Here is a 20,494-nt window from a genome sequence, read left to right as displayed (position 1 = left end):
TAGTGGGGTATAAAAAATATCTAGTTAAACAACATGATATGACAGACTGTGCAGCAGCATGTCTTGTTACGATTTGTATGTATTATAAAAAAGAAGTTACAATCACAAAATTAAGGGATATACTTGGCACTGACATTAAGGGGACAACCTTAAAGGGACTAGAGGATGGAGCTAAGAGATTAGGATTTGATACAAGAGCAATTAGGGTAGACAAAGAAGGATTTAAAAGTAAATATACTTTCCCAGCTATTGCTCATGTAGTTACCGATGAAGGGCTAAGCCATTTTGTAGTTATACATAAGGTTAAAAAAGATAAGGTTACAATTTTAGATCCAGCAAAGGGAGTAGAAAAAAAGGAAGTTGATGAATTTTTTAAAAGCTTTGACGGGATTATTCTTTTAATGATTCCTAATAATGAATTTTCGCCTGGGAAGAATAAAAGTGGCAGTATTTTATCTAAATTTGTAAGTTTGCTTTTACCGCAAAAGGCGCTATTTATTTATAGTATTATAGCATCTATAATACTTACATTTTTAGGAATAGCATCTTCTTTCTTTAATAAAATACTTATGGATGAAATACTTCCCTATGGATTAAAAAATCAGCTTAAGATATTTGTTATAGGATTTTTGGCTTTAGGGGTCACTCAGATTATTTTATCAGCAGTAAGGCAGCATATGCTGTTATATTTGTCTCAAAAAATAGATATACCTTTACTTTTAGGATATTTCAAGCATGTATATAAATTACCGATGCAGTTTTTCACTACAAGAAAAGTAGGAGACATACTTACAAGATTTAGTGATTCCTTTACAATTAAAAATATTCTTACCTCTGTCTCCTTATCCCTCATAATAGATGTTATATTAGCAACTGTTTCAGCAGTAATTTTATATATAATGAATACCACATTATTTGTTGTAATATTGGCACTTACGATTATAAGTGCAGTATTAATATATATATTTAAAGAGCCTTATAAAAAAATTAACTTAAAGCAAATGGAAGCGGGAGCAAGGCTTAACAGTAATATCATAGAAAGTTTAAAAGGTATAGAGACCCTGAAGGTATTAGCAGCAGAAGATAAAACCATAGAAAAGCTTGAAACGGAATATATAAAGAACCTAAAAATTGCCTTTAAAGAAGGCGTTCTGTCAAATATTCAAGGGTCCATATCTTCAGGGGTATCCACTATAGGAGATCTAATTCTTATGTATATAGGAGCAACTTTGGTTATAGATGGCAAGACAACTTTAGGAAGTCTTATGGCATTTACTTCATTATCTCAGTATTTTATGGGACCTATAGGGAGGCTTATTGGACTTCAACTGAGCATACAGGAAGCAAGTATATCTTTAAAAAGAATTTCTGAGATATATGAAGTTGAAAGAGAACAGTTAGAAGAAGATAAGGTAAAAATAGAAAGTATTGATGGAGGTATAGAGCTTGAAAATATAACCTTTAGGTATGGAAGCAGGTCACCAGTACTTAAAGATGTAACCATAAAAATACCTAAGGGTAAGAAGGTTGCTTTAGTTGGTGAGTCTGGTAGTGGAAAGACAACTATATCCAAACTGTTATTAAAGTACTATTCCCCGGAGGAAGGAAAAATAAAAATTTCCGGCTATGATATTGGAGAGTTAGATATTTATGATTTGAGAAAAGCCATAGCCTATGTACCTCAAAATGTAGAACTTTTCTCTGGATCTATTAAAGAAAACCTACTTTTAGGTAAAAGTGGGGCTAATTATGAGGAAATAAAAAGTACTTGTGAGAATGCTAGTTGTAACTCTTTTATAGAGAAGTTACCTGCAAAGTACGATACTTTCCTAGATGAAGCTGGTGGGGGCTTGTCTGGTGGAGAGAGGCAAAGGCTGGCTCTTGCAAGGGCATTACTCAAGAAATCAAAATTCTTAATCTTAGATGAAGCTACTAGCAATCTGGATTTTATCAGTGAAGCAAAGATTTATGATACCTTGTTTGTTAAAGGTAAAGATTTAACTATGCTTATAATAGCTCATAGATTATCTACCATTAGAAACTGCGATATTATATACGTTATGGATCAGGGAAGGGTAGTAGAGGAAGGAGATCATGATACCTTATTAAAGAAAAAGGGATATTATTATAAGTTATATGTAAGTCAAGTTGGCGAAATAGAGCCTAAAAATATTGAGGAGATAAGCGGGAATATAGAAGACATAAACAGTGAGCAGTATAAAGTTGAAGTAGAGGAAGGAGAAGAATATGAATACAATTGAAAAAATAATTGTTAAGGACAATAAGATTCTAAAATTAAATAATGTACTTATTAGAGAATTAGCAGAAAGTGAATTTATGAACATAAATAAAATAGCTTATATGATGGATAGTTATGCAAAATCTAAAGGAAATGCTATAGTTGGGCCGATGATAAATTACTCTGCAGCTAAGGTAGATGAAAGTGGAAAAGTTAAAATTATACTAAAATTAATGGTTCAGCTTAAAAATCCAATACATAATGTTGAAGTGCCCTATGAATTTGAAAATCAAATTAGAATTACAAATTGTCTATTCGCAAGATTTAATGAAAAAGAAGAAAACCTTCAATTTGCGTACTCAAAGCTCCAATTGCATGCCTTTGAAAAGGATGTAAAGCTTAAGGGAGATAGTTATACAGTGTTTGTTGAAAATAAGGATGGAAAGATTGTAGCAGATGTATTTATGGAGGTAAAGAAGGGAGATTTAGATATTGAGAGTTTATAGTTTAAATGAAATAACAGATAGTAAACTCCTTTATGATAAAAGACCTCCGAGGTTTATGAGATATATAATTTTGATTGTGCTGGCACTTATTACAGGCTTTCTTGTGTGGAGCACAAAATCAGTAAAGACTTTTATGGTTAAAGGTCAAGGTCTTGTAACTACAGAAAAGAAGAGCAATGTAATGGCAAAGGTATCAGGAGAAATCAAGGAGTCCTATGTTCAGGAAGGAAAAGAGGTAAAGGAAGGAGATTTACTTTTAGTATTTAACTCTCCAGAGTCTAAGTATCAACTTCAGCAAGCAGAAGGACAAATTGAAATTTTTGATAAGAGAATTGAGCTTTTAAAAAGAGCTGAAAATGAAGCTATCAAAGGCATAAATACCTTTGACAAGAGCAATGAAGATGAAAAAGAATTTTACAACAAGCTGGTAAATAGCTATACAAAAATGAAAGAATTTAAAGTAGATGAAGAGGCATTAAAAAAGCAGAATTATTCAGAGGAACAAATAAATCAGTATAAAGATCAAATGAAGATTAAAAAGGATCAAATATATTACGAAACAATAATATCCTTTAGCAATGAGAGAAAACAGCTTGAAATGGAAAAAAGTAAATTAGAGACTCAAAGAGAGACGGTCTCTCAATCTACAGACGAGTACAAGCTTTATGCTCCTACCAGTGGAAAAATTCATCTAAATACTCCGCTAAAAAAAGGTATGGTATTACAAGGAGGAACTTTACTAGGAACTATATCTACTGCTAATGAAAATATGATAGTAGAAACACTTATTCTAAGCACTGATAGACCAAGAATACATGAAGATGATGAGGTTTCAGTTGCAGTGGGAGGTTTAAATCAAGCAGAATATGGAACCTTAAAAGGAAAAGTATTAGCAATAGATGAAGATGCAACAATAGATAACCAAAAAGGAAATGTATTTTTTAAGGTTAAAGTAAAACCAGAAAAGGATTATTTAGAAGATAAAAAGGGAGAAAAGGTAAATCTAACTCTAGGGATGGTAACAGAAATAAGAGTTAAATATGAAAAGATAACCTATATGAAATACTTCATAGAACAAATAGGAATTAAGTTTGATTAAAAAAGTTATTGGAAGTAGATATGGTTATATTAAGTGGCTGCAGATACTAAAAAACTATAAATACTTTTGATATATACATTAAAAAATAAGATGGTAAAAATGGGAGGAATTTAAAAATGGGTACAATGACTTTAACAATGCCAAGTAATTATGTTGAGATTGAAAGAGATGAGATGGAGTATGTAGATGGAGGGTCATGTGAGTTAGCTATGGACAGAGCTTACCTTAATAAACCTGTTTGCACACTTAAGGCATGGGAGTTAAAGAGGTCTGGAGCTGTTAAAGGAATGACAGCAAGCCAAATAGAACAAGAAATATATGCACATGCAGTATGTTATTATCTCGCATCTGAAGTCAGATGGATTCCTGGAACTAGTTGGATAATTAATCATGGTAATCCAATAAACCTTGATGATGGTGGCGATTCGCAGACTCGTCAGGCTATTTATGCTACAATATGGGCAACATTTTAATTCAGTAGATATTATTAAATTGTTAGAGAGTATTTTTTAGTAAAATTATATGGTTGCTATACCTTTTAGTTATTATTAGGTGGAGCAACCATTAGCATTATTTGTAATATGTTAAAATTCGCCTTGTACTTGTATCTGTACAGGATAATATTTCTATTTACTATTTTTTAAGTGATTTCTTTCAAATGCTTTCCTAGTTGGATTTCCTGATTTTGCATTAAAATCTATTGGGAGATATTTCTTATCGATTATGTTTTCATAGTCAATGTCGGAAAAATAATTACAAAATTTAATTTCAACATAGATTAATTTCTTATTTTCTTTATCAGTTAAAGCATAAATATAACCATAATCATCAGCATAAACTGAACATAATGGATAATTAAATCCACTTGCGCTATATATAAGATAGTCTTCAGATGACTTTATCTTTGATAGCCGCTCTATTTCTTTCGTATAGTCTTCATCATTACATGAATATACAAGATATGATACATAATTTTTATCAAATGGATTATAGTAATAATAACAGAAATTTTCCACCTTGGATGAATTCGGAATACTATATGGAAATATATAATTATTGTGTTTTCCATCTTGTCCAAAATATTTACTGTAATCCGAAATATTTGTAGTTTTATCCTTTTCCGTCCATGTTCCACAACCATTACAAATGAAAATGGCTATAATTATTTGAAAAATTAATAGTATCTTTTTCATTTATTCCACTTCCTTTTTAATTTTATAATTAGATTTATCCATCAGGCATTCTTTACCAAAATCACTTTAAGTAAATAGCTCTTATATAATTTGTTTAAAAGGTAACACAAAACATCAATATATGCTAGTCAAAAAGCATGAAAGGGAAAAAATAAGCATAAACGGAAGTAAATTAAAGTGCATCTTCTTTTTATGCTCAAAAATAGTCCTTTCATGCTTTTGGTATTGAATAGGCTCAGAATTTAAATAGAATAAAAGTATAAAAATAATTATGCAGGATGGGGTAAGTTGAAGGCACAGGAATTTATAAGTACCTTCTTTACAATGGTACAAGAAAATATTATGAGAGTTATTGTTAATCAGATATAATAAGTATATAAAGAAGTAAAAAAACAAAGTATTAACTATATTTTAAGGAGGTGATCAAGAATGAAAAGAAAAATACAAATGTTAGTTAGCTTAAATATAACAGGGTATTTATATATGATATTTTTGGTATTTCAAATTGATAATGGTAAATTTAACTACTACACAAATGTATATAAATTTATATTAGGCAATATCCCATATATATTCATTGTTTTAACATCATTTATTCTAGCAAACGATAGATTTACTGAATTGAAAAAAGTTATGTTAGCGTCTTATATAGACTGGATTTTTAGAATAGTTGCTTTTCAATCAGCAATATACTATAGCGATAAATATAAAAATATCCAGTTATCAGTAATTATACTTTCACTATTTTTTATAATAAATGTGTTGACAGAATTATTTATTATGAAAAAGCTAGATAGGGACAAGGATAAAGTCAGCTTTTCAGAAAAAGAAGAAATATCATATGAAGACAAATGTAACCTGAAACATATGGTAAAGGCAGTCAATTTAGGGATGATACAATATATATTATTTTGCGCATTAGGATTGTTAGTTCCGATAAATGCTAATATGGAAGGGGCTACTCTTTGGTTTATTCCTGTACTTCTATCTATTTTTATATTTTTAAACTTTGTTAATAAGATGAAGGAAATTTACAAAGGGTATTGCATATACAAGGAAGAAACAAAAAAAATATATGTGAGAGATATGACAACAGCAGCTATAGCATATGGTATATGTTTAATTGCTAGCTTTATTAAAATTAGTCAAAGTACTTATAACTACGTGTTTTTACTTGGAGTATTGATTATGATACAACCTTTTAATAATTTACGAAAAGTTTCATTAAAAATATCTAAAGTTAAGAAAAATTTAGATATAGAAACAATACATTATTTCATGACTAGAGATGAAGAATAGGTAAATTTGTAGTGCGGCTACTGCAATAATAAAAGTAATTTTCATAACATTTTCGTTGGTAGGTATACTTTATACAATTATGACTCTTTTACAAGTTACCAATAGAGAGATTCAAGCAATAATATTAGGACTTACAAGACAGGTATTTTCTATTGTTTCCAATTGTTTTTCAAAATAGACATGGGTATTACACCTGTATTTTCTATTTTTTTAGCCATGCCGCTAGCAGATATTATTTCTACAGCAGTGGCGCTAATACTATTTAAAAGTAAAAGGTAACCTGTACCTAAAATTAAAACATTTTGTTTATATGTGGTAAAATAAAATTATTAAATAAAGTTTTAAGAAGGTAAGTAATATGAAGGTATATAACAAATTAGTAAGAAATAAAATTCCACAGGTAATAGAAGCAGAGGGTAAAAAGTATGACATAAAAACAGCATCAAAAGAGGAGCATTTAGAATTATTAGAGAAAAAGCTTCATGAAGAAGTAGCGGAATTTATAGAAGATAAAGATACAAAAGGCAAGAACCTAGAAGAGCTTGCAGATGTAATGGAAGTGCTGTTTGGTTTGGCTAAAAACTTGGGATATAGCGAAGAAGAATTGATGAAAAAAAGAGATGAGAAGAAAAAAGAAAGAGGAGGCTTTGATGAGGGGATTGTGCTAGAACGGGTGTATTAAATAGAAATTACATATAGATAGATTTTGATAGAAATTGATTTAAAGGAGTAAATATGGATGTAGAATTATTTGAGCAAACAAGTTTATTAAACAATAAAGAAATTTGTTATGATTTACCGAATGGCGGGGAAATAGATTCAAGAGTTTTTTCAAGAGATATTGATGATGAAAACGTTGTAGCAAGTTATAAGATGTATTAGTTACTTGGAATACTAGATGAAGTAAGTTCAGGGAAAATGTAATAAAATATGAGGCATTTTTTTATATATGTAGTAATAAGAGAAATAAAGATTTGGAAGAATACATTGATATTTTGCAGCTAGGAAATCCTTATGGATATTATATAAATTCAAATAAAAATGATTTTAGCTCAAACTTAAAACAAAATATAGCACCACTTTTCAAATAGCAGTAAATCAAGGGTTTAATGTGGTGAATAAATTGTAAATGAAATGAAGAAAAGTTTTTTAAGAAAAGAGAATGGTGCCAAAATAGATTTAAAAGATATTATTGAAAAAACTATTGATAAATTATTAGTATTTCATATGGTGAAGATTGGAGAAAAGATATGTTAGAACCTAAAAGAGATTGGAAGGCATTTGAGTCTATAGAAGAAGAGTTAGAAAAATTAAGAGAGTGGAAGCTTATATCCTCAAAGTCTACTGAAGTAAAACAATTTTATTATAAAGGTGTATATACGAACAAGCCTGTAGAATGTAAGGTGGCAGGATTTGTTGATAATAATGAGATTGTATTATATGTTAATGGAGGATTACATAGTATTCATCCTGATTATTTTTTAGATATGCAAAAAAAAGGTTTTTCTAAAGATATTTCAGCTGAAGAAAAGGATTTAAAGGAGATACCAAAAAAAGAAAGAGTAAATAAAAAAGAAAAATTAATAATAGTGGATATAGAAACCCCATTTAGTTTTTCACCTAAAGATGGAATAAGAGAAGTAGCAGCTATAGTTGTAGAAGACTATGAGATTGTAGACGAATTACATTTAGCTATTATTAATAATGAAGATGAGTATAAAAAAGGATATGGTTCGGGATTAGATAACATAGAAGAAAATGAAAAGCTAAGAGAAGAATTTAGAAATCTAATTTTAAAATATAAGTATCCAATAGTAGCGCATAATGCTAGTTTTGAAAGAAGCTTTTTAAGTTATTGGGATTGGGTAGATCAAGATCAAACATTCTATTGCAGTATGAATACAATAAAAACAATAGAAAAATTAGATAGCTATAAATTAAAAGATTTATTAAACCATTATAATATAAAAGATGATCAAAAGCATACTGCAATGCAAGATGTACTTGATCTATTAGAATTATTAAAAAAATTAAAACCTAAAAAATGGAGTAAATTAGGAAGTAGTAGCAATAATGGTACAATAAAAAGAAATTATGTAATGGATAAGAAAAAACGGGAAGAAGATAAAGCAAGATTAGAACTGGCTAAAGAAAATATTATTGAAAATATATTAGAAAATAAAAGTATAGTGTTTACAGGAGACACTTTAAAAAGTAGAGTAAAGATTTCTGAGCTTGCCATACAATATGGTGGTATTGTAAAAAGTAGCGTAAGTAAAAAAACAGATATATTAGTGGTAGGTGAAAATCCAGGTAGTAAGTTAACAAAGGCACAAGAGTTAGGAATACAAATATTGTCTGAAGATGAGTTTTTAAAGTTAATAAATAAAGATTAAGTTAAATTGGAAAATTGATGTAATATATATTTTTCATGAAATAATATTATGTGAGAGAAAGGCTAATAGAATGGTGGTTAGGTACGCCTTGCCACCACCAATGAAACCCTCGACTAATCTGATTAGTCCAGGGTTTTACCGTTTTTTAAGGAAGTTTAGAATTATAAAAGGTGAACCGTACATAGTAAATGAAATTTATAGCCACAAATATTGCTATAAACTACATAGGTTATCTTTAAAGTTTAAAACATAGTATTATAAAAAAATGAAAGATTTACAATATATGTTATGATAGAGGAAAAAATTAACTTTCAAGCCATAGAGAAATAGGAATTTGTAAGATTGATAAATCATTAAACATAATCTATTTTATTTAATTTACAATCCATAACAACGAGAAGTATTTTCATTTAACGCTTATAAAACAATAAGTTACTCTCATTTTAATAGAAAATGACTTTTGAAAATGGGCTTCTTAAGCGATTGACAGGAGAATTTATAAATGCTACGATTTTAAAAGTTAGACTAGCCTTACATTTATATATAACGCAGGTGCTAGCGTTATTGGATTAATATAAGATGTTTATAAGGGAGAGATATAAAATGAAAAAATTATTGGCATTATTTTGTGCAATATTTATCACTACTTTAATTTTAGTTGGTTGTTCTTCAGCTAAGGATACTACTAAAAAAGAAGAAGCTGTTCGCACTGTAAGTACTGTAAGAGGAGATGTTAAGGTTCCGGCTAATCCCAAAAGAGTTATTGCTACATATGGAATGGGTGATGTTTTGGCTTTAGGAGTTAAACCAGTAGCTACCTATGATGCAAAAGGTAGGGCGTATGAAAAAGAGGTAGAGGGTTTACCAGTATGGGAAAAGTTTGAGCCAGAAGAGATAATGAAATATGAGCCAGACCTTATTCTTGTTATAAGTGAAGAAAAGATTAATGAATTCTCTAAGATTGCTCCTACGGTTTATATTCCTTTTACTACTCTTAATATGGAGGAGAGAATAACCTTTTTAGGAGAGGTTTTAAATAAAAAAGAAGAGGCAGCAACGGTATTGTCTAATTTTAAGGAAAAGGTAAATAATGCAAAGAAACAATTGGATTCTAAAAATATTATGGATAAGAAATTCAGCATTTTTGAAAGCAATCAAAGTGGAGGAGTTTGGGTGTATGGTGATAAATGGGGACGTGGAGGTGACCTAATTTACAGTCAATTAGGATTCAAAGCACCAGAGGTTATACAAAATGAAATTATTGGTAAAGACCAGCATCGAGAGGTTTCTCTTGAAACAATTAAGGATTATGCTGGAGATTATATAATATTTAGTGGAGAGATTGGGAAACTAGCCAGTAATCCAGTTTGGCAGTCAATTCCCGCAGTTAAAGAAGGACATGTTATACCAATTGATTTTGACTTATTTTATGATATAGATATTTATTCATCTAATGTACAGTTAGATTATATTATGAATAAATTACTAGAAGGTTAGTAAGAAAGAGTGGGCTGTCCCACTGAGGAGAATACATACACTATATTGTTTTGCAAATTTAGAATTAGCATAATATAGTGTAGTATTTATTCTTAGTGGACAGCTTCAATTTTTTTATTTATAAGTTAAAAGATTTTCTAAAATTACTAGGAGTAATTCCATGGACATCTTTAAAGGCAGCAGCAAATTTGGCTGGGTTTTTATAGCCACATAGTTCAGATATATTACGAATACTTAGATGATCAGCAGATAAGAGCTGCATTGCTCTTTTCATGGTTTCTCTACGAATATATTTATAAAGAGGAATTCCATAATGGTTTTTAAAGGATTCACGAAGTTTACTTTCGCTCATTCCAGCTATTCTGCATAGTTCAATTGTATCTGGAAGATTTAAAATATTTTCATCAATTTTGGTTTTAACTTTATAAATCTTTTGCTCATTTTCCCAAGTAACATAGTGACGGCGGCTACTTCTTCCTTTAGGTATATCAGGGAAATTTCTAGCCATTGCAGATAAAAGATGTAAAGTCATACCCTCAAAAGCAAGTAAAGGCATGTCTGCATTTCTTACAGCCCATCTAATTTGCTCTAAAATAAGCATTATATCAGGGGTGTTGTAGTGTTGTGTTTTCCAAAGCTTCGCATCCTCAACACTGATTTTAGGTGCATTAGTACGTTCTTTAAGAAAAGGTTTTATAAAATCATCAAAAATTAAAACACTAGTAAAACAATAGTGTACGTCTTTTGAGAAAGTAAAAGTAAATTGTTTTTGAGGGTTAATAATTAGATGAGTGATTGGAGAAAGAACTTGTCTTTTTTTTCCTTGTTGTGAATAGACTATTTCTCCACAGTCAACACAAAAAATTATCATAAAAGGTTTACTTGAATTTATTGTATGTACTAGCTGTTCACTTGGAGTAAGCCAAGCACTTGAAACAAATAAACCTTTAGATGGGTTTACTTCTGAAATCCATCCATTTGACCAATGAGGGGGAAAATCATAAATCTGCCCATTACCATAATGCCTTTTAACAAGATTATATTTATCCGCTAAAGCATTCCAAGAAGAATCTATATATTCATCCATAAAACTCTACACCTGCCTTTTCTTTGATTTAAAGTAAGAATATTATAGCATCATTTGAGAATGAATTTCAATAAAAACATAATCTATTTTATTTAATTTACAATCCATAACAACGATAAGCATTTTCATTTAACTATTATAAAACAATAAGTTACTCTCTTTTTAATAGAAAATGACTTCTGAAAATGGGCTTCTTAAGCGATTGACAGAAGAATTTATAAATGCTACGATTTTAAAAGTTAGACTAGTCTTACATTTGTATATAACGTAGATGTTAGCGTTATTGGATTAATATAAGTTATTTATAAGGGAGAGGTATAAAATGAAAAAATTATTGTCATTATTTTGTGCAATGCTTATGACTACTATGATTTTTGCTGGCTGCTCTTCGTCTAAAAATGCAGAAAAAGAAGAAGCAACTATGCGTACCATATCTACTGCAAAAGGGGATATTGAAGTTCCTGTTAATCCTAAGCGTGTTATCGCTAATTGGTATGTTGGAGATGTTATTGCTTTAGGGTTAAATTTAGTTGGATATAATGCTTGGGCTCAAGAAAGTATGCCTTTTTATGATACTCTTAAAGTTTCTACAAAAATTGAAAAGTGGGAGCCGGAAGATGTGATGAATTTAGAACCAGATCTTATAATTACATATGACGAGGCAGACTTTGATAAATTCAGCAAAATAGCTCCAGTTCTTGTTATCCAAGAAGGAGATATGGATTCTGTTCAGCGTATAAAAACCATAGGAGAAGCTACAGGACGTAAGAGTGAAGCCGAGAAGGCGGTTTCTAACTTTGAAGAAAAACTTGCAGAGGCCAAGAAAACTCTTAAAGGTGATACATTTTCAGGTAAAACTTTCAGCATCTTGGAAGATTGGGGAGCTACTGGTGAGTGGAGTGGCATATATTATGAAACAGGCTCTAGAGGTGGTACTTTAGTATATGAATATCTTGGACTTAAATATCCAGACAAGCTTAAACAGCTTATAGAAAAATCAGGAGAAGGACGTGGACATATAAGTTATGAAGTAGCCAATGAGTATTTTGGAGATTATATACTATGGTGTAGACAGGAAGGTAAGGAATCCGATTATGCAAAAACAGATATTTGGAAGAGTATCCCTGCAGTTAAAGAGGGAAGGGTTATAGAAATTCCAGCAAAGTATCAAGGACTTTTCTTTTACTCTGATATCTTAAGTCTTACTGAACAACTTGACTATATGGTTAATGCAATAAATTCATTAGCTAAATAATTCTAATTAAGAAAGGAAAATAAATATGCAAGATACCTATAATAAAAAGCGACAATTAGGGGCTTTGAATTTTACAATCTACATGATTGCAGGGGTGGTTTTGCTGGTGATTATGTCAGCGGCATCAATTTCTTTTGGTGCTGCTGATATGGATTTGTCTACGGCTTGGGGAGCCATTTTTAATTTTGACTCTTCTTTAACTGAACACCAGATTATTCAAACTCTAAGGCTTCCTCGTATAGCAGCTAATATAATTGTTGGTTCAAGCCTTTCCATATGTGGTGCTATAATGCAGGGAACCACAAGAAATCCTCTTGCTGATTCTGGACTTATGGGTATAAGTAGTGGTGCTTCTTTTGCAATAGCTTTTTGTATGGCATTTTTACCTGGTGGAAGTTATGGACAGATGATGCTTTTTGCATTTATTGGTGCAGCTGTTACTACAGGTATGACTTATTTTATTGCGTCTATTGGCAGAGGAGGCATGAAACCACAGAGACTTGTTTTAGCAGGTATTTCTATATCAATGTTATTTGGTGCTTTTAGCCAATATCTTTCTATTAAATATAGACTTGGGCATGCTTTAGCTTATTGGACTGCTGGAGGAACAGCAGGTGCTAAATGGAGTGAACTTGCTATAGTTTTCCCATTCTTTATTATTGGTATAATTACAGCTCTTATTATATCACCTTCAATTACTCTTTTAAATCTTGGAGATGATGCAGCTATAGGTCTTGGGCTTAATACTAAGGGAGTTAAAGGCATATCTACTATAGTTGTTTTAATACTTACAGGACTTTCTGTAATTGTTGTAGGTCCTGTTGGGTTTGTAGGATTAATAGTACCACACATAGTTCGCTATCTTATAGGGGTAGATTATAGATACATTATTCCAGCTGCAGGATTATATGGAGCACTATTAACTGTATCAGCAGATCTAGTTGGAAGGCTTATTAATAAGCCTTATGAAACTCCCATTGGAATTATTTTTGCTGTAATAGGGGTTCCGTATTTTCTTTATCTTACAAGAGTACAAAGGAGGGAATTCGAATGAAGAAAAAGGGCTATTCAGTTTCACGTGGCTTAACTATTATTTTGGTACTTACCATTGTACTGTTAGTTGTGGCAGTAATAAGCGTGAACTCAGGTAAAATGAATCTCTCTCCTTCAGAAGTTTTTAATGTCCTTATTGGAAAAGGTACAGCTAAACAAAATCTTATAGTATATGATTTTCGTCTTCCTCGTATTGTATTAACTATTCTTATAGGTATTGGTATGGGAACAGCTGGATGTGTAATGCAGAGTTTACTTCGCAATGATATGGCTAGTCCTGGAACTTTGGGAATAAGTTCTGGTTCTGGGTTGTTTGTATTATTGTTTATAGTTGTTTTTAAGGTAGATAGTTTATCTTCAGCTATTGCTCTCCCCCTTCTAGCTTTTATAGGTGGAATGACAGCAGCAGTGCTTATATTTTTACTTTCCTATAAAAGAGGAAAAAATATATCACCTACAGGATTAATTTTGACAGGAGTGGCGGTTGGAAGCGGATATAGTGCTGTTACTATGATGCTTACTTTAAAGCTAGATGAAAAACAGATGGATTTTGTTCAAAGATGGAATGCAGGAAGTCTTTGGGGAGACAATTGGACATATATTTCTATTCTTGCACCTTGGATATTGATTCTATTTTTATATGTACTTTATAAATCACGTACTTTGAATACTTTAAATCTTGGTAATGAAACTGCAACAGGATTAGGAGTAGCAGTAAAGAGAGAATTCATAGGTCTAGCTATAGCAGCTGTTGCTCTATCGTCAGGCAGTGTGGCCTTAGGTGGAAACTTCTTTTTTGTTGGAATGATTTCTCCACATATGGCAAGGAAGTTTGTAGGCTCAAATCATAAATTATTGATTCCTACCGCATCTTTAGTAGGCTCAATAATTATTCTATTATCAGACACTATTACTAGAACTATAAGTCTTGGAACCGATATTCCTACAGGAATTATTATTACTGTATTAACTACACCTTACTTCTTATACTTATTAATAAAGTCAAATTAAGGAGGTTTGTATGAAAAGTATTGAAACTAAAAATTTAGATATAGCTTATGATGATACTCTCATTGTAAAGGAATTAAATATGCAGATACCAAAGGGAAAGATAACTTCTATTATAGGAGCAAATGGCTGCGGAAAATCAACTATTTTGAAAGCGATTGGACGTATATTAAAGCCTAAGAAGGGTGTAGTACATCTAAGTGGACAAGATATAAGTAGATTACCTACAAAAGAAATAGCTAAAAAGATGGCAATACTTCCTCAAACTCCTACTGCACCAAATGGACTTACTGTAGGTGAGTTAGTTGCATATGGACGTTTCCCTCATCAAAAAGGTTTTGGAAATCTCACAGAGGAAGATAAAAGAATTGTTAAATGGGCTTTAGATGCAACTAAGTTAAGTGAGTTTGAGAGAAGAGAAATTGATGCTTTATCAGGAGGGCAAAGACAAAGAGTTTGGATTGCTATGGCTCTAGCGCAGCAAACTGATTTAATTTTATTAGATGAACCTACTACTTACCTTGATCTTGCTCATCAATTAGAGGTTTTAAAACTTTTATACGAGCTTAACCGTAATCAACAGTGTACTATTGTTATGGTACTTCATGATTTAAATCTTGCTGCAAGATTTTCTGACTATATTATTGCTATTGAAAAAGGCGCTATCATAAAACATGGAGCTCCTGAGGAAGTTATGACTCCAGAGGTGCTTAGAAAAACCTTTAATATCAATGCTGATGTTGTTATTGAACCTAAGAGTAATCGTCCAGTATGTATTACCTATGATATTGTAGATAAAAATGAGGATTTAGAGTTGAAGGAAAAGGAGGCAGTGGGCATATGAAAACTACCTTACGTATTTTTATGGGAGCTAAAAAATATTGGACTTATTTAATATTAGCATTAATAGCTGTTATTATTTCTACCATAGCAGGATTTTATAATCCTTGGGCTCTAAGAGAACTTACAAGTATAGCAACAGAAGGAAGCGGTGATTTTGGGGCTCAATCTTTACGAATAGGATTGATGCTCTTAGTTGCAACTGTACTTCAATCAGCTGGAAGTTCTATTTCAGGATATTTAAACCATCATGCAGCTTTGCATTATGTTGCAGATATGAGAACAGAGCTTTACTCTAAGCTTCAACATATGGGGCTTAAGTATTTTAATAAAAGCCGTACAGGAGATTTAACTAGCAGAGTTATTAATGACGTTATGGAGGTAGAGATTCTTTTAGCTCACGTAATTCCTGATTTTGTTGTTAATATATTGACTTTCGTAGGTGTTGGGATATTATTATTTTCTATTAATGTAAAGTTGGCTTTTTTAAGCCTTATTACTATTCCTTTTCTTATTGGAATCACTCTTTGGCAGAGTAAATATCTTTCACCTATATGGAAGCAGAATTCTATGGTTAGGGGAGAACTTTCTGGTACTGTTCAAGATAATTTTTCTGGAATTAAAGAAATACAGATATTTAATCAGCAGGAAAGAGAAGAAAAAAGAATTAAGAACCTTTCTATGAAACATAGTAAAGCATACTTAAAGGCAAGCTTCTTTTTTGAAACCACTTTTCCCCTTCTTGCATTTTTCACGGCGCTAGGTTCTGTTATAGTTATAATATTTGGTGGATTTATGGTTTCAAGAGGAGAAGTTAACATTGGAGACATTGTGGGATTTTCTATGTATCTTGGTATGTTTTATGGACCTATAAAAAGTTTTTCAAGACTTATGGAAATGTCAGGTAATGCACTTGCAGGGTGCAGGCGTGTCTTTGAGGTTATGGATGAAGTTCCAGATGTTAAAGAGAAAGTTAATGCAAAGAAAATGTCTAAGGTTAAAGGAGAAGTTGAGTTTAAGGAAGTTTCTTTCTCCTACAATGATGAAATAAATGTTTTGCAAAATGTAAATTTAAAAGTAAATCCAGGAGAAACTGTGGCTTTTGTTGGGGCAACTGGAGTTGGGAAAACAACAATAGCTAGTCTTTTAAATCGTTTTTATGATCCTCAAAATGGAAGCATTTTAATTGATGGAATAGATATTAAAGATGTAACTTTAAAGAGTCTTAGAGATAATATAAGCATGGTTTTACAGGACACCTTCTTATTTAACGGAACAATTTATGAAAACATTGTTTATGGTTGGAAAGAAGCTACTAGAGAGCAGGTTCTTGATGCATCAAAGGCAGCTAATGCTCATGGTTTTATTGAAAATTTAGAAGATGGTTATGATACCATAATAGGCGAGCGTGGAGTACGTCTTTCAGGAGGACAGAAACAGAGAGTTTCCATAGCTAGAGCAATCCTTAGAAATTCACCTATTCTTATTTTAGATGAAGCCACATCAGCTCTTGATACAAAAACAGAGAAAGAAATCCAAGCTGCATTAGATGAAATTTCAAAAGACCGAACAACTATAGTAATTGCCCATAGATTATCAACTATCCGTAATGCAGATAAAATTGTAGTTCTAGAAGGAACAGGCATTAAAGAAACGGGAACCCATGATGAGTTAATTCGTTATGGAGGAACTTATGCTATGCTCTATAGAAGTCAGGTATCTTAAATGTAAAAAAATTAACGACTTAAAATGGCAAAAGCAATTTTGAGTCGTTGATTTTTTTATTTATTATCATGTTCTGAAAGAAATTTTTGCATAGCATAAACAGAATCTGAGCTAATAACGTGTTCTATAGCGCAAGCATCTTCATCTGCAATGGAACTATCGATGTTTAGAATTTTTATAAAGAAATCTTTAATAATGTGATGCTTTTTAGATGTAGATCTAGCTATTTCTAAGCCTAAAGGAGTTAAAAATATTTCCTTGTATCTTTCATTGGTTACAAGTCCCTTTTCAGCTAAAGTTACCATAGCCCTATTAGTGCTGGCTTTAGTTACTCCAAGCTTTTCTGCTATACGAGTCATTTTAACTCCTTTACCTTCTTCTGATAATTCATAGATGGCTTCTAAATAATTTTCCATTACAAAAGTAAGTTTTTCCATATAAATCTCCTGTGATTTTTAAAGTTGATTTTATTAACTCTACATTAATAAAAAGTCTTTTTATAATAATAACATATTTTAAATGGAGTTCCAAGAATAGAGATGTTAATATATTGATACAAAAATACATTAAAATTATTTCCCAATTTAATCCAACCCTTCTTTTACTGAAAAATTTAAGTTCGGATTACTTGTTTTCAACCTTAGTAATCGACGTTATGGAGCACCAAAGATACAACAAGCTCTAGCTGCAGAAGGTGTAAAAATAAGTGTAAATAGAAATATGGATTAATATATATGCGCCTAAAATTTTCACTCATTCATTTAGTAGTAAAGGTTGCCTTTATGATAATGCCTCTATTGAGTCTTTTCATGCCTCACTAAAAAAGGAGGAGGTAAACCTAGTAATATATTATGACTTTAATGCTGCCAGCTTAGCAATCTTTGAGTACATAGAATATTGGTATAATAGAAAAAGAATCCATAGTAGCATTGGCTATATAATTCCTCAAAAATGCGAAGAGTTGGCCAGGCTATCTGCATAAAAAGTTCGATTATCTATGTCTACTATATTGATATAAATCCAAAAGACCCGTTTACGGGTAATCCTGACTTTTGGTAAGTTATTTATATTAATTTTATGCTTAGATTTTTTTGAAATATTAACTAAACTAAAAAGATGGACAACCGATTTTGAGAGCACCTTTAAAAATATGATTAAAAATAGTTTTGATGTCAATAATTATAGAGAGTAAATTATGAAAGGTGCGATATTGTGAAGGATAAAAAATTACCCTTAGGTATTAGGATGGCTGAAACCATTTCTAATACAAACCATAGAAATAATATTAAGGAGTCTGAAGATAATGACTTAATGGAATTTAAACAATCATTATTAAAAATAAATAAAATTTTAGATAATAATAATTTTATACAAACGCTTGAAAATAATAAAGAGATACGTACTAGTTTAAAAGAAATAATAATAAAATCTGTTAACATATTAGCTTAAGAAGTAATGAAGTAATAAGGTAATATTATATATAATTGCCTCATATAGTTGAATTAAGGTGTGAGGTGATGATACTTGGGGACAGATCTATTTAAATATATATTCGATGAATCTAAAAAAGATGGTTGTAAAGGTGTAATTTCAGTAATTATCAAAATAGCAGTTTTTTTTATATGTTTAAGTCCAGTATTTGTATATTTTTTATTATATCAAACAATAGTAGTTAGGGAGTATAATATATTTATATCTTCAACTTTAATTTTAGGTTGTGGGAGTTTATTATTCTTTTTAATATTTTCTTCCGCTAAAACTTTTTCATTTATCTTACTTTTAAAGAAAATTAAAAGTAAAAGCAATTTAAGTATCGAAGAGAAAGAACATTATTATTTTAAAAAGAGTTTCATCATCACAACAATATTTCAAGGGATATTATCACTACTTATAATAATTAGTTATTATTATAACAATCCTTCTAATTTAGTTATTAAGCAATTTAATGAATTAATTTTTGTAATTATAGCAATTATTACATTTATTATAGTATCTTTTATTTTATGGATTATATTTTTGTTAAAATATATTAAAAGCCTTGAAAAAGAAAATGATATGTTAAAAATCGGGAGAGATATGAAAAATGATAAATGACATATTAACACCCTTAGAAAATTATAAACTAATATAATATTAAATGAAAAGATTATAATTTTAATGCGGTATTCTAAAATTAATTTGAATTTGAATTTTTAAAAAGAATGATAGATATAAAAGTTTATGAAATAACGTCTAAAAAGTAATGAAAAGCTAAACAAAACTATTGTTTATGGAAATAAACATGTACTTATATAGAATAGAGTAAAAGAAATAGCAAGTACCTTTATGCAAGAATGGCTTAAATATAGGGACAAGCTCAAAGAAAGAAAATCAGAGTTAAAATTTAAGTAAGTTCAATTAAAGTAAATCAAATAGTAATTTGTGAGGTAATGATATGTCATTAAATGAATATAAAAATGAAGTTAGAGAATTTTTAATTAGAATGGATTCTTTAAATGGGGATAATCATCAAAAAATAACTTGGTTAAATGAGGAATTTGAGTTATTAAAAAAGGCTGTAAATGCTTCGGAAAAAGATAAGATTGAACATCAACTATATGACATGCTATATTTAATGTTTGAAATGGCCGCTGATAATAATTTTGATTTAGATAAGGAATGGCAAAAAGGAAGAAAAAGAAAGCAAGAAAAATACTTAAAATTAAAAAAATAAATCTCTATTTAAGGTTGAGTAATATAAATAGTAATTTAAGTGATACTCTAAATCTTCGATTTAGTCAGTAGAACTTACACCTACGAACAGAGTGAGTATAGTGTTTCCTTCGAATGAGTAAGTTCATTTATCCAAATATAAAATTGGGGGACTCACTTAAATTTCAATTTGAAAGGAGGATTTCAAATGAACATTGCTCTTTGGATTGCTATAGGTGCCGCTATTTTAGGGGCTTTTGTTACTATTAGTAACAAAAATAAAAAGGAGAAAAATAACAAGGAATGAATTCTAAATTTGCCTGATTGAGCAAAACTAACATGATGTGCAGTTTACTTAATGAATATTTTTCTAAATTTGTGATATTATCTGTATTGGAGATGTAGATAATATCTATAGTTATTAACTTACCATTATACATATAACACCATCCCCTCTAAAGCTCTCATTTATTTTAGGGCTTTTTTCATAAACTCTTTGAATTTTCTACTTTCGCAAAGCTTTCACTAGATATTCACTTAAATTATATTATAGTTATCTTATTAGGAATATAGCTAATTATGGGGTAATTAACATGCTACTAAATA

20 protein-coding genes and 1 pseudogene are annotated in these 20,494 nt (G+C 30.4%); 18 read left to right on the top strand and 3 right to left on the bottom strand.

Annotation, left to right across the window (positions count from 1 at the left end; translation table 11 throughout):
• Positions 1-2 precede the first annotated feature (2 nt).
• The 4 genes from KQI89_RS05540 to KQI89_RS05525 all read left to right on the top strand — a co-directional run bounded on the left by KQI89_RS05540 (position 3) and on the right by KQI89_RS05525 (position 4,317).
• On the top strand, positions 3-2,261 hold the full coding sequence (locus KQI89_RS05540) for a peptidase domain-containing ABC transporter (RefSeq protein WP_216456234.1): 2,259 nt from the start codon (positions 3-5) through the stop codon (positions 2,259-2,261).
• Complete coding sequence (locus tag KQI89_RS05535) at positions 2,248-2,745, top strand: hypothetical protein (RefSeq protein ID WP_216456233.1); 498 nt, start codon at positions 2,248-2,250, stop codon at positions 2,743-2,745. The genes KQI89_RS05540 and KQI89_RS05535 overlap by 14 nt, the downstream gene beginning before the upstream one ends.
• Positions 2,732-3,844 (top strand): HlyD family secretion protein, encoded by a 1,113-nt coding sequence (locus KQI89_RS05530; RefSeq protein ID WP_216456232.1) that lies wholly within the window; start codon positions 2,732-2,734, stop codon positions 3,842-3,844. The genes KQI89_RS05535 and KQI89_RS05530 overlap by 14 nt, the downstream gene beginning before the upstream one ends.
• 116 nt (positions 3,845-3,960) lie before the next feature.
• Positions 3,961-4,317, top strand: coding sequence for a hypothetical protein (locus KQI89_RS05525; RefSeq protein WP_216456231.1), 357 nt, complete (start codon positions 3,961-3,963; stop codon positions 4,315-4,317).
• A gap of 153 nt (positions 4,318-4,470) precedes the next feature.
• Here KQI89_RS05525 and KQI89_RS05520 read toward each other — a convergent pair whose 3' ends face one another.
• On the bottom strand, positions 4,471-5,037 hold the full coding sequence (locus KQI89_RS05520; protein ID WP_216456230.1) for a hypothetical protein: 567 nt from the start codon (positions 5,035-5,037) through the stop codon (positions 4,471-4,473).
• Between the two features lie 429 nt (positions 5,038-5,466).
• Between KQI89_RS05520 and KQI89_RS05515 the strand changes: the two genes are divergently transcribed.
• The 5 genes from KQI89_RS05515 to KQI89_RS05495 all read left to right on the top strand — a co-directional run bounded on the left by KQI89_RS05515 (position 5,467) and on the right by KQI89_RS05495 (position 10,229).
• Entirely contained in the window at positions 5,467-6,336 is an 870-nt protein-coding gene (locus KQI89_RS05515) for a hypothetical protein (protein WP_216456229.1), read from the top strand.
• A 358-nt stretch (positions 6,337-6,694) separates the two neighbouring features.
• On the top strand, positions 6,695-7,018 hold the full coding sequence (locus KQI89_RS05510; protein WP_216456228.1) for a nucleoside triphosphate pyrophosphohydrolase: 324 nt from the start codon (positions 6,695-6,697) through the stop codon (positions 7,016-7,018).
• A gap of 53 nt (positions 7,019-7,071) precedes the next feature.
• Positions 7,072-7,218: a hypothetical protein gene (locus KQI89_RS05505; RefSeq protein ID WP_216456227.1), complete on the top strand. Its 147-nt coding sequence runs from the start codon at positions 7,072-7,074 to the stop codon at positions 7,216-7,218.
• Positions 7,219-7,586: 368 nt separating this feature from the next.
• The gene (locus tag KQI89_RS05500) at positions 7,587-8,732 is read left to right on the top strand and encodes a BRCT domain-containing protein (RefSeq protein ID WP_216456226.1); all 1,146 of its coding nucleotides are present in this window, start codon (positions 7,587-7,589) and stop codon (positions 8,730-8,732) included.
• 603 nt (positions 8,733-9,335) lie between these two features.
• Positions 9,336-10,229 carry an ABC transporter substrate-binding protein gene (locus tag KQI89_RS05495; protein ID WP_216456225.1) on the top strand — a complete coding sequence of 298 codons (894 nt, stop codon included), beginning with the start codon at positions 9,336-9,338 and terminating at the stop codon, positions 10,227-10,229.
• A 118-nt stretch (positions 10,230-10,347) separates the two neighbouring features.
• Here KQI89_RS05495 and KQI89_RS05490 read toward each other — a convergent pair whose 3' ends face one another.
• Positions 10,348-11,316: a helix-turn-helix domain-containing protein gene (locus KQI89_RS05490; RefSeq protein WP_216456224.1), complete on the bottom strand. Its 969-nt coding sequence runs from the start codon at positions 11,314-11,316 to the stop codon at positions 10,348-10,350.
• Between the two features lie 322 nt (positions 11,317-11,638).
• Here KQI89_RS05490 and KQI89_RS05485 point away from each other — a divergent pair, with 322 nt between their 5' ends.
• The 5 genes from KQI89_RS05485 to KQI89_RS05465 are packed head-to-tail and all read left to right on the top strand — an operon-like array spanning position 11,639 to position 17,197.
• The gene (locus tag KQI89_RS05485; protein WP_216456223.1) at positions 11,639-12,571 is read left to right on the top strand and encodes an ABC transporter substrate-binding protein; all 933 of its coding nucleotides are present in this window, start codon (positions 11,639-11,641) and stop codon (positions 12,569-12,571) included.
• A gap of 25 nt (positions 12,572-12,596) precedes the next feature.
• Positions 12,597-13,625: a FecCD family ABC transporter permease gene (locus KQI89_RS05480; RefSeq protein WP_216456222.1), complete on the top strand. Its 1,029-nt coding sequence runs from the start codon at positions 12,597-12,599 to the stop codon at positions 13,623-13,625.
• Positions 13,622-14,635 carry a FecCD family ABC transporter permease gene (locus KQI89_RS05475; RefSeq protein ID WP_216456221.1) on the top strand — a complete coding sequence of 338 codons (1,014 nt, stop codon included), beginning with the start codon at positions 13,622-13,624 and terminating at the stop codon, positions 14,633-14,635. The genes KQI89_RS05480 and KQI89_RS05475 overlap by 4 nt, the downstream gene beginning before the upstream one ends.
• A 10-nt stretch (positions 14,636-14,645) precedes the next feature.
• The gene (locus KQI89_RS05470) at positions 14,646-15,476 is read left to right on the top strand and encodes an ABC transporter ATP-binding protein (RefSeq protein ID WP_216456220.1); all 831 of its coding nucleotides are present in this window, start codon (positions 14,646-14,648) and stop codon (positions 15,474-15,476) included.
• The gene (locus KQI89_RS05465; protein ID WP_216456219.1) at positions 15,473-17,197 is read left to right on the top strand and encodes an ABC transporter ATP-binding protein; all 1,725 of its coding nucleotides are present in this window, start codon (positions 15,473-15,475) and stop codon (positions 17,195-17,197) included. The genes KQI89_RS05470 and KQI89_RS05465 overlap by 4 nt, the downstream gene beginning before the upstream one ends.
• A gap of 56 nt (positions 17,198-17,253) precedes the next feature.
• On the opposite strand, the gene KQI89_RS05460 is transcribed toward KQI89_RS05465, so the two are convergent.
• On the bottom strand, positions 17,254-17,634 hold the full coding sequence (locus KQI89_RS05460; RefSeq protein WP_032122118.1) for a metal-dependent transcriptional regulator: 381 nt from the start codon (positions 17,632-17,634) through the stop codon (positions 17,254-17,256).
• Positions 17,635-17,954: 320 nt separating this feature from the next.
• Here KQI89_RS05460 and KQI89_RS05455 point away from each other — a divergent pair.
• The 4 genes and pseudogenes from KQI89_RS05455 to KQI89_RS05440 form a co-directional block, all read left to right on the top strand.
• Positions 17,955-18,179: pseudogene (locus KQI89_RS05455) on the top strand (integrase core domain-containing protein); the annotation flags it as partial.
• A gap of 230 nt (positions 18,180-18,409) precedes the next feature.
• Positions 18,410-18,646, top strand: a complete 237-nt coding sequence (locus tag KQI89_RS05450) for a hypothetical protein (RefSeq protein WP_216456218.1) — start codon at positions 18,410-18,412, stop codon at positions 18,644-18,646.
• Between the two features lie 75 nt (positions 18,647-18,721).
• The gene (locus KQI89_RS05445) at positions 18,722-19,291 is read left to right on the top strand and encodes a hypothetical protein (RefSeq protein WP_216456217.1); all 570 of its coding nucleotides are present in this window, start codon (positions 18,722-18,724) and stop codon (positions 19,289-19,291) included.
• Between the two features lie 340 nt (positions 19,292-19,631).
• Positions 19,632-19,910, top strand: coding sequence for a hypothetical protein (locus KQI89_RS05440; RefSeq protein WP_216456216.1), 279 nt, complete (start codon positions 19,632-19,634; stop codon positions 19,908-19,910).
• Positions 19,911-20,494: the final 584 nt, after the last annotated feature.

The organism is Clostridium simiarum (assembly GCF_018919175.1).
GTDB classification, from domain to species: domain Bacteria; phylum Bacillota; class Clostridia; order Clostridiales; family Clostridiaceae; genus Clostridium_L; species Clostridium_L simiarum.
The sequence above is the reverse complement of the archived record's forward strand: the minus strand, read 5'-3'. Positions and strand labels throughout refer to the sequence as shown.

Bases quoted from the DNA above. Each gene is read 5' to 3' on its own strand.
- KQI89_RS05460 (WP_032122118.1), bottom strand. From the start codon at position 17,634: ATGGAAAAACTTACTTTTGTAATGGAAAATTATTTAGAAGCCATCTAT.
- KQI89_RS05525 (WP_216456231.1), top strand. From the start codon at position 3,961: ATGGGTACAATGACTTTAACAATGCCAAGTAATTATGTTGAGATTGAA.
- KQI89_RS05515 (WP_216456229.1), top strand. From the start codon at position 5,467: ATGAAAAGAAAAATACAAATGTTAGTTAGCTTAAATATAACAGGGTAT.
- KQI89_RS05510 (WP_216456228.1), top strand. From the start codon at position 6,695: ATGAAGGTATATAACAAATTAGTAAGAAATAAAATTCCACAGGTAATA.
- KQI89_RS05470 (WP_216456220.1), top strand. From the start codon at position 14,646: ATGAAAAGTATTGAAACTAAAAATTTAGATATAGCTTATGATGATACT.
- KQI89_RS05500 (WP_216456226.1), top strand. From the start codon at position 7,587: ATGTTAGAACCTAAAAGAGATTGGAAGGCATTTGAGTCTATAGAAGAA.
- KQI89_RS05520 (WP_216456230.1), bottom strand. From the start codon at position 5,037: ATGAAAAAGATACTATTAATTTTTCAAATAATTATAGCCATTTTCATT.
- KQI89_RS05480 (WP_216456222.1), top strand. From the start codon at position 12,597: ATGCAAGATACCTATAATAAAAAGCGACAATTAGGGGCTTTGAATTTT.
- KQI89_RS05485 (WP_216456223.1), top strand. From the start codon at position 11,639: ATGAAAAAATTATTGTCATTATTTTGTGCAATGCTTATGACTACTATG.
- KQI89_RS05465 (WP_216456219.1), top strand. From the start codon at position 15,473: ATGAAAACTACCTTACGTATTTTTATGGGAGCTAAAAAATATTGGACT.
- KQI89_RS05495 (WP_216456225.1), top strand. From the start codon at position 9,336: ATGAAAAAATTATTGGCATTATTTTGTGCAATATTTATCACTACTTTA.
- KQI89_RS05535 (WP_216456233.1), top strand. From the start codon at position 2,248: ATGAATACAATTGAAAAAATAATTGTTAAGGACAATAAGATTCTAAAA.
- KQI89_RS05440 (WP_216456216.1), top strand. From the start codon at position 19,632: ATGTCATTAAATGAATATAAAAATGAAGTTAGAGAATTTTTAATTAGA.
- KQI89_RS05505 (WP_216456227.1), top strand. From the start codon at position 7,072: ATGGATGTAGAATTATTTGAGCAAACAAGTTTATTAAACAATAAAGAA.
- KQI89_RS05475 (WP_216456221.1), top strand. From the start codon at position 13,622: ATGAAGAAAAAGGGCTATTCAGTTTCACGTGGCTTAACTATTATTTTG.
- KQI89_RS05490 (WP_216456224.1), bottom strand. From the start codon at position 11,316: ATGGATGAATATATAGATTCTTCTTGGAATGCTTTAGCGGATAAATAT.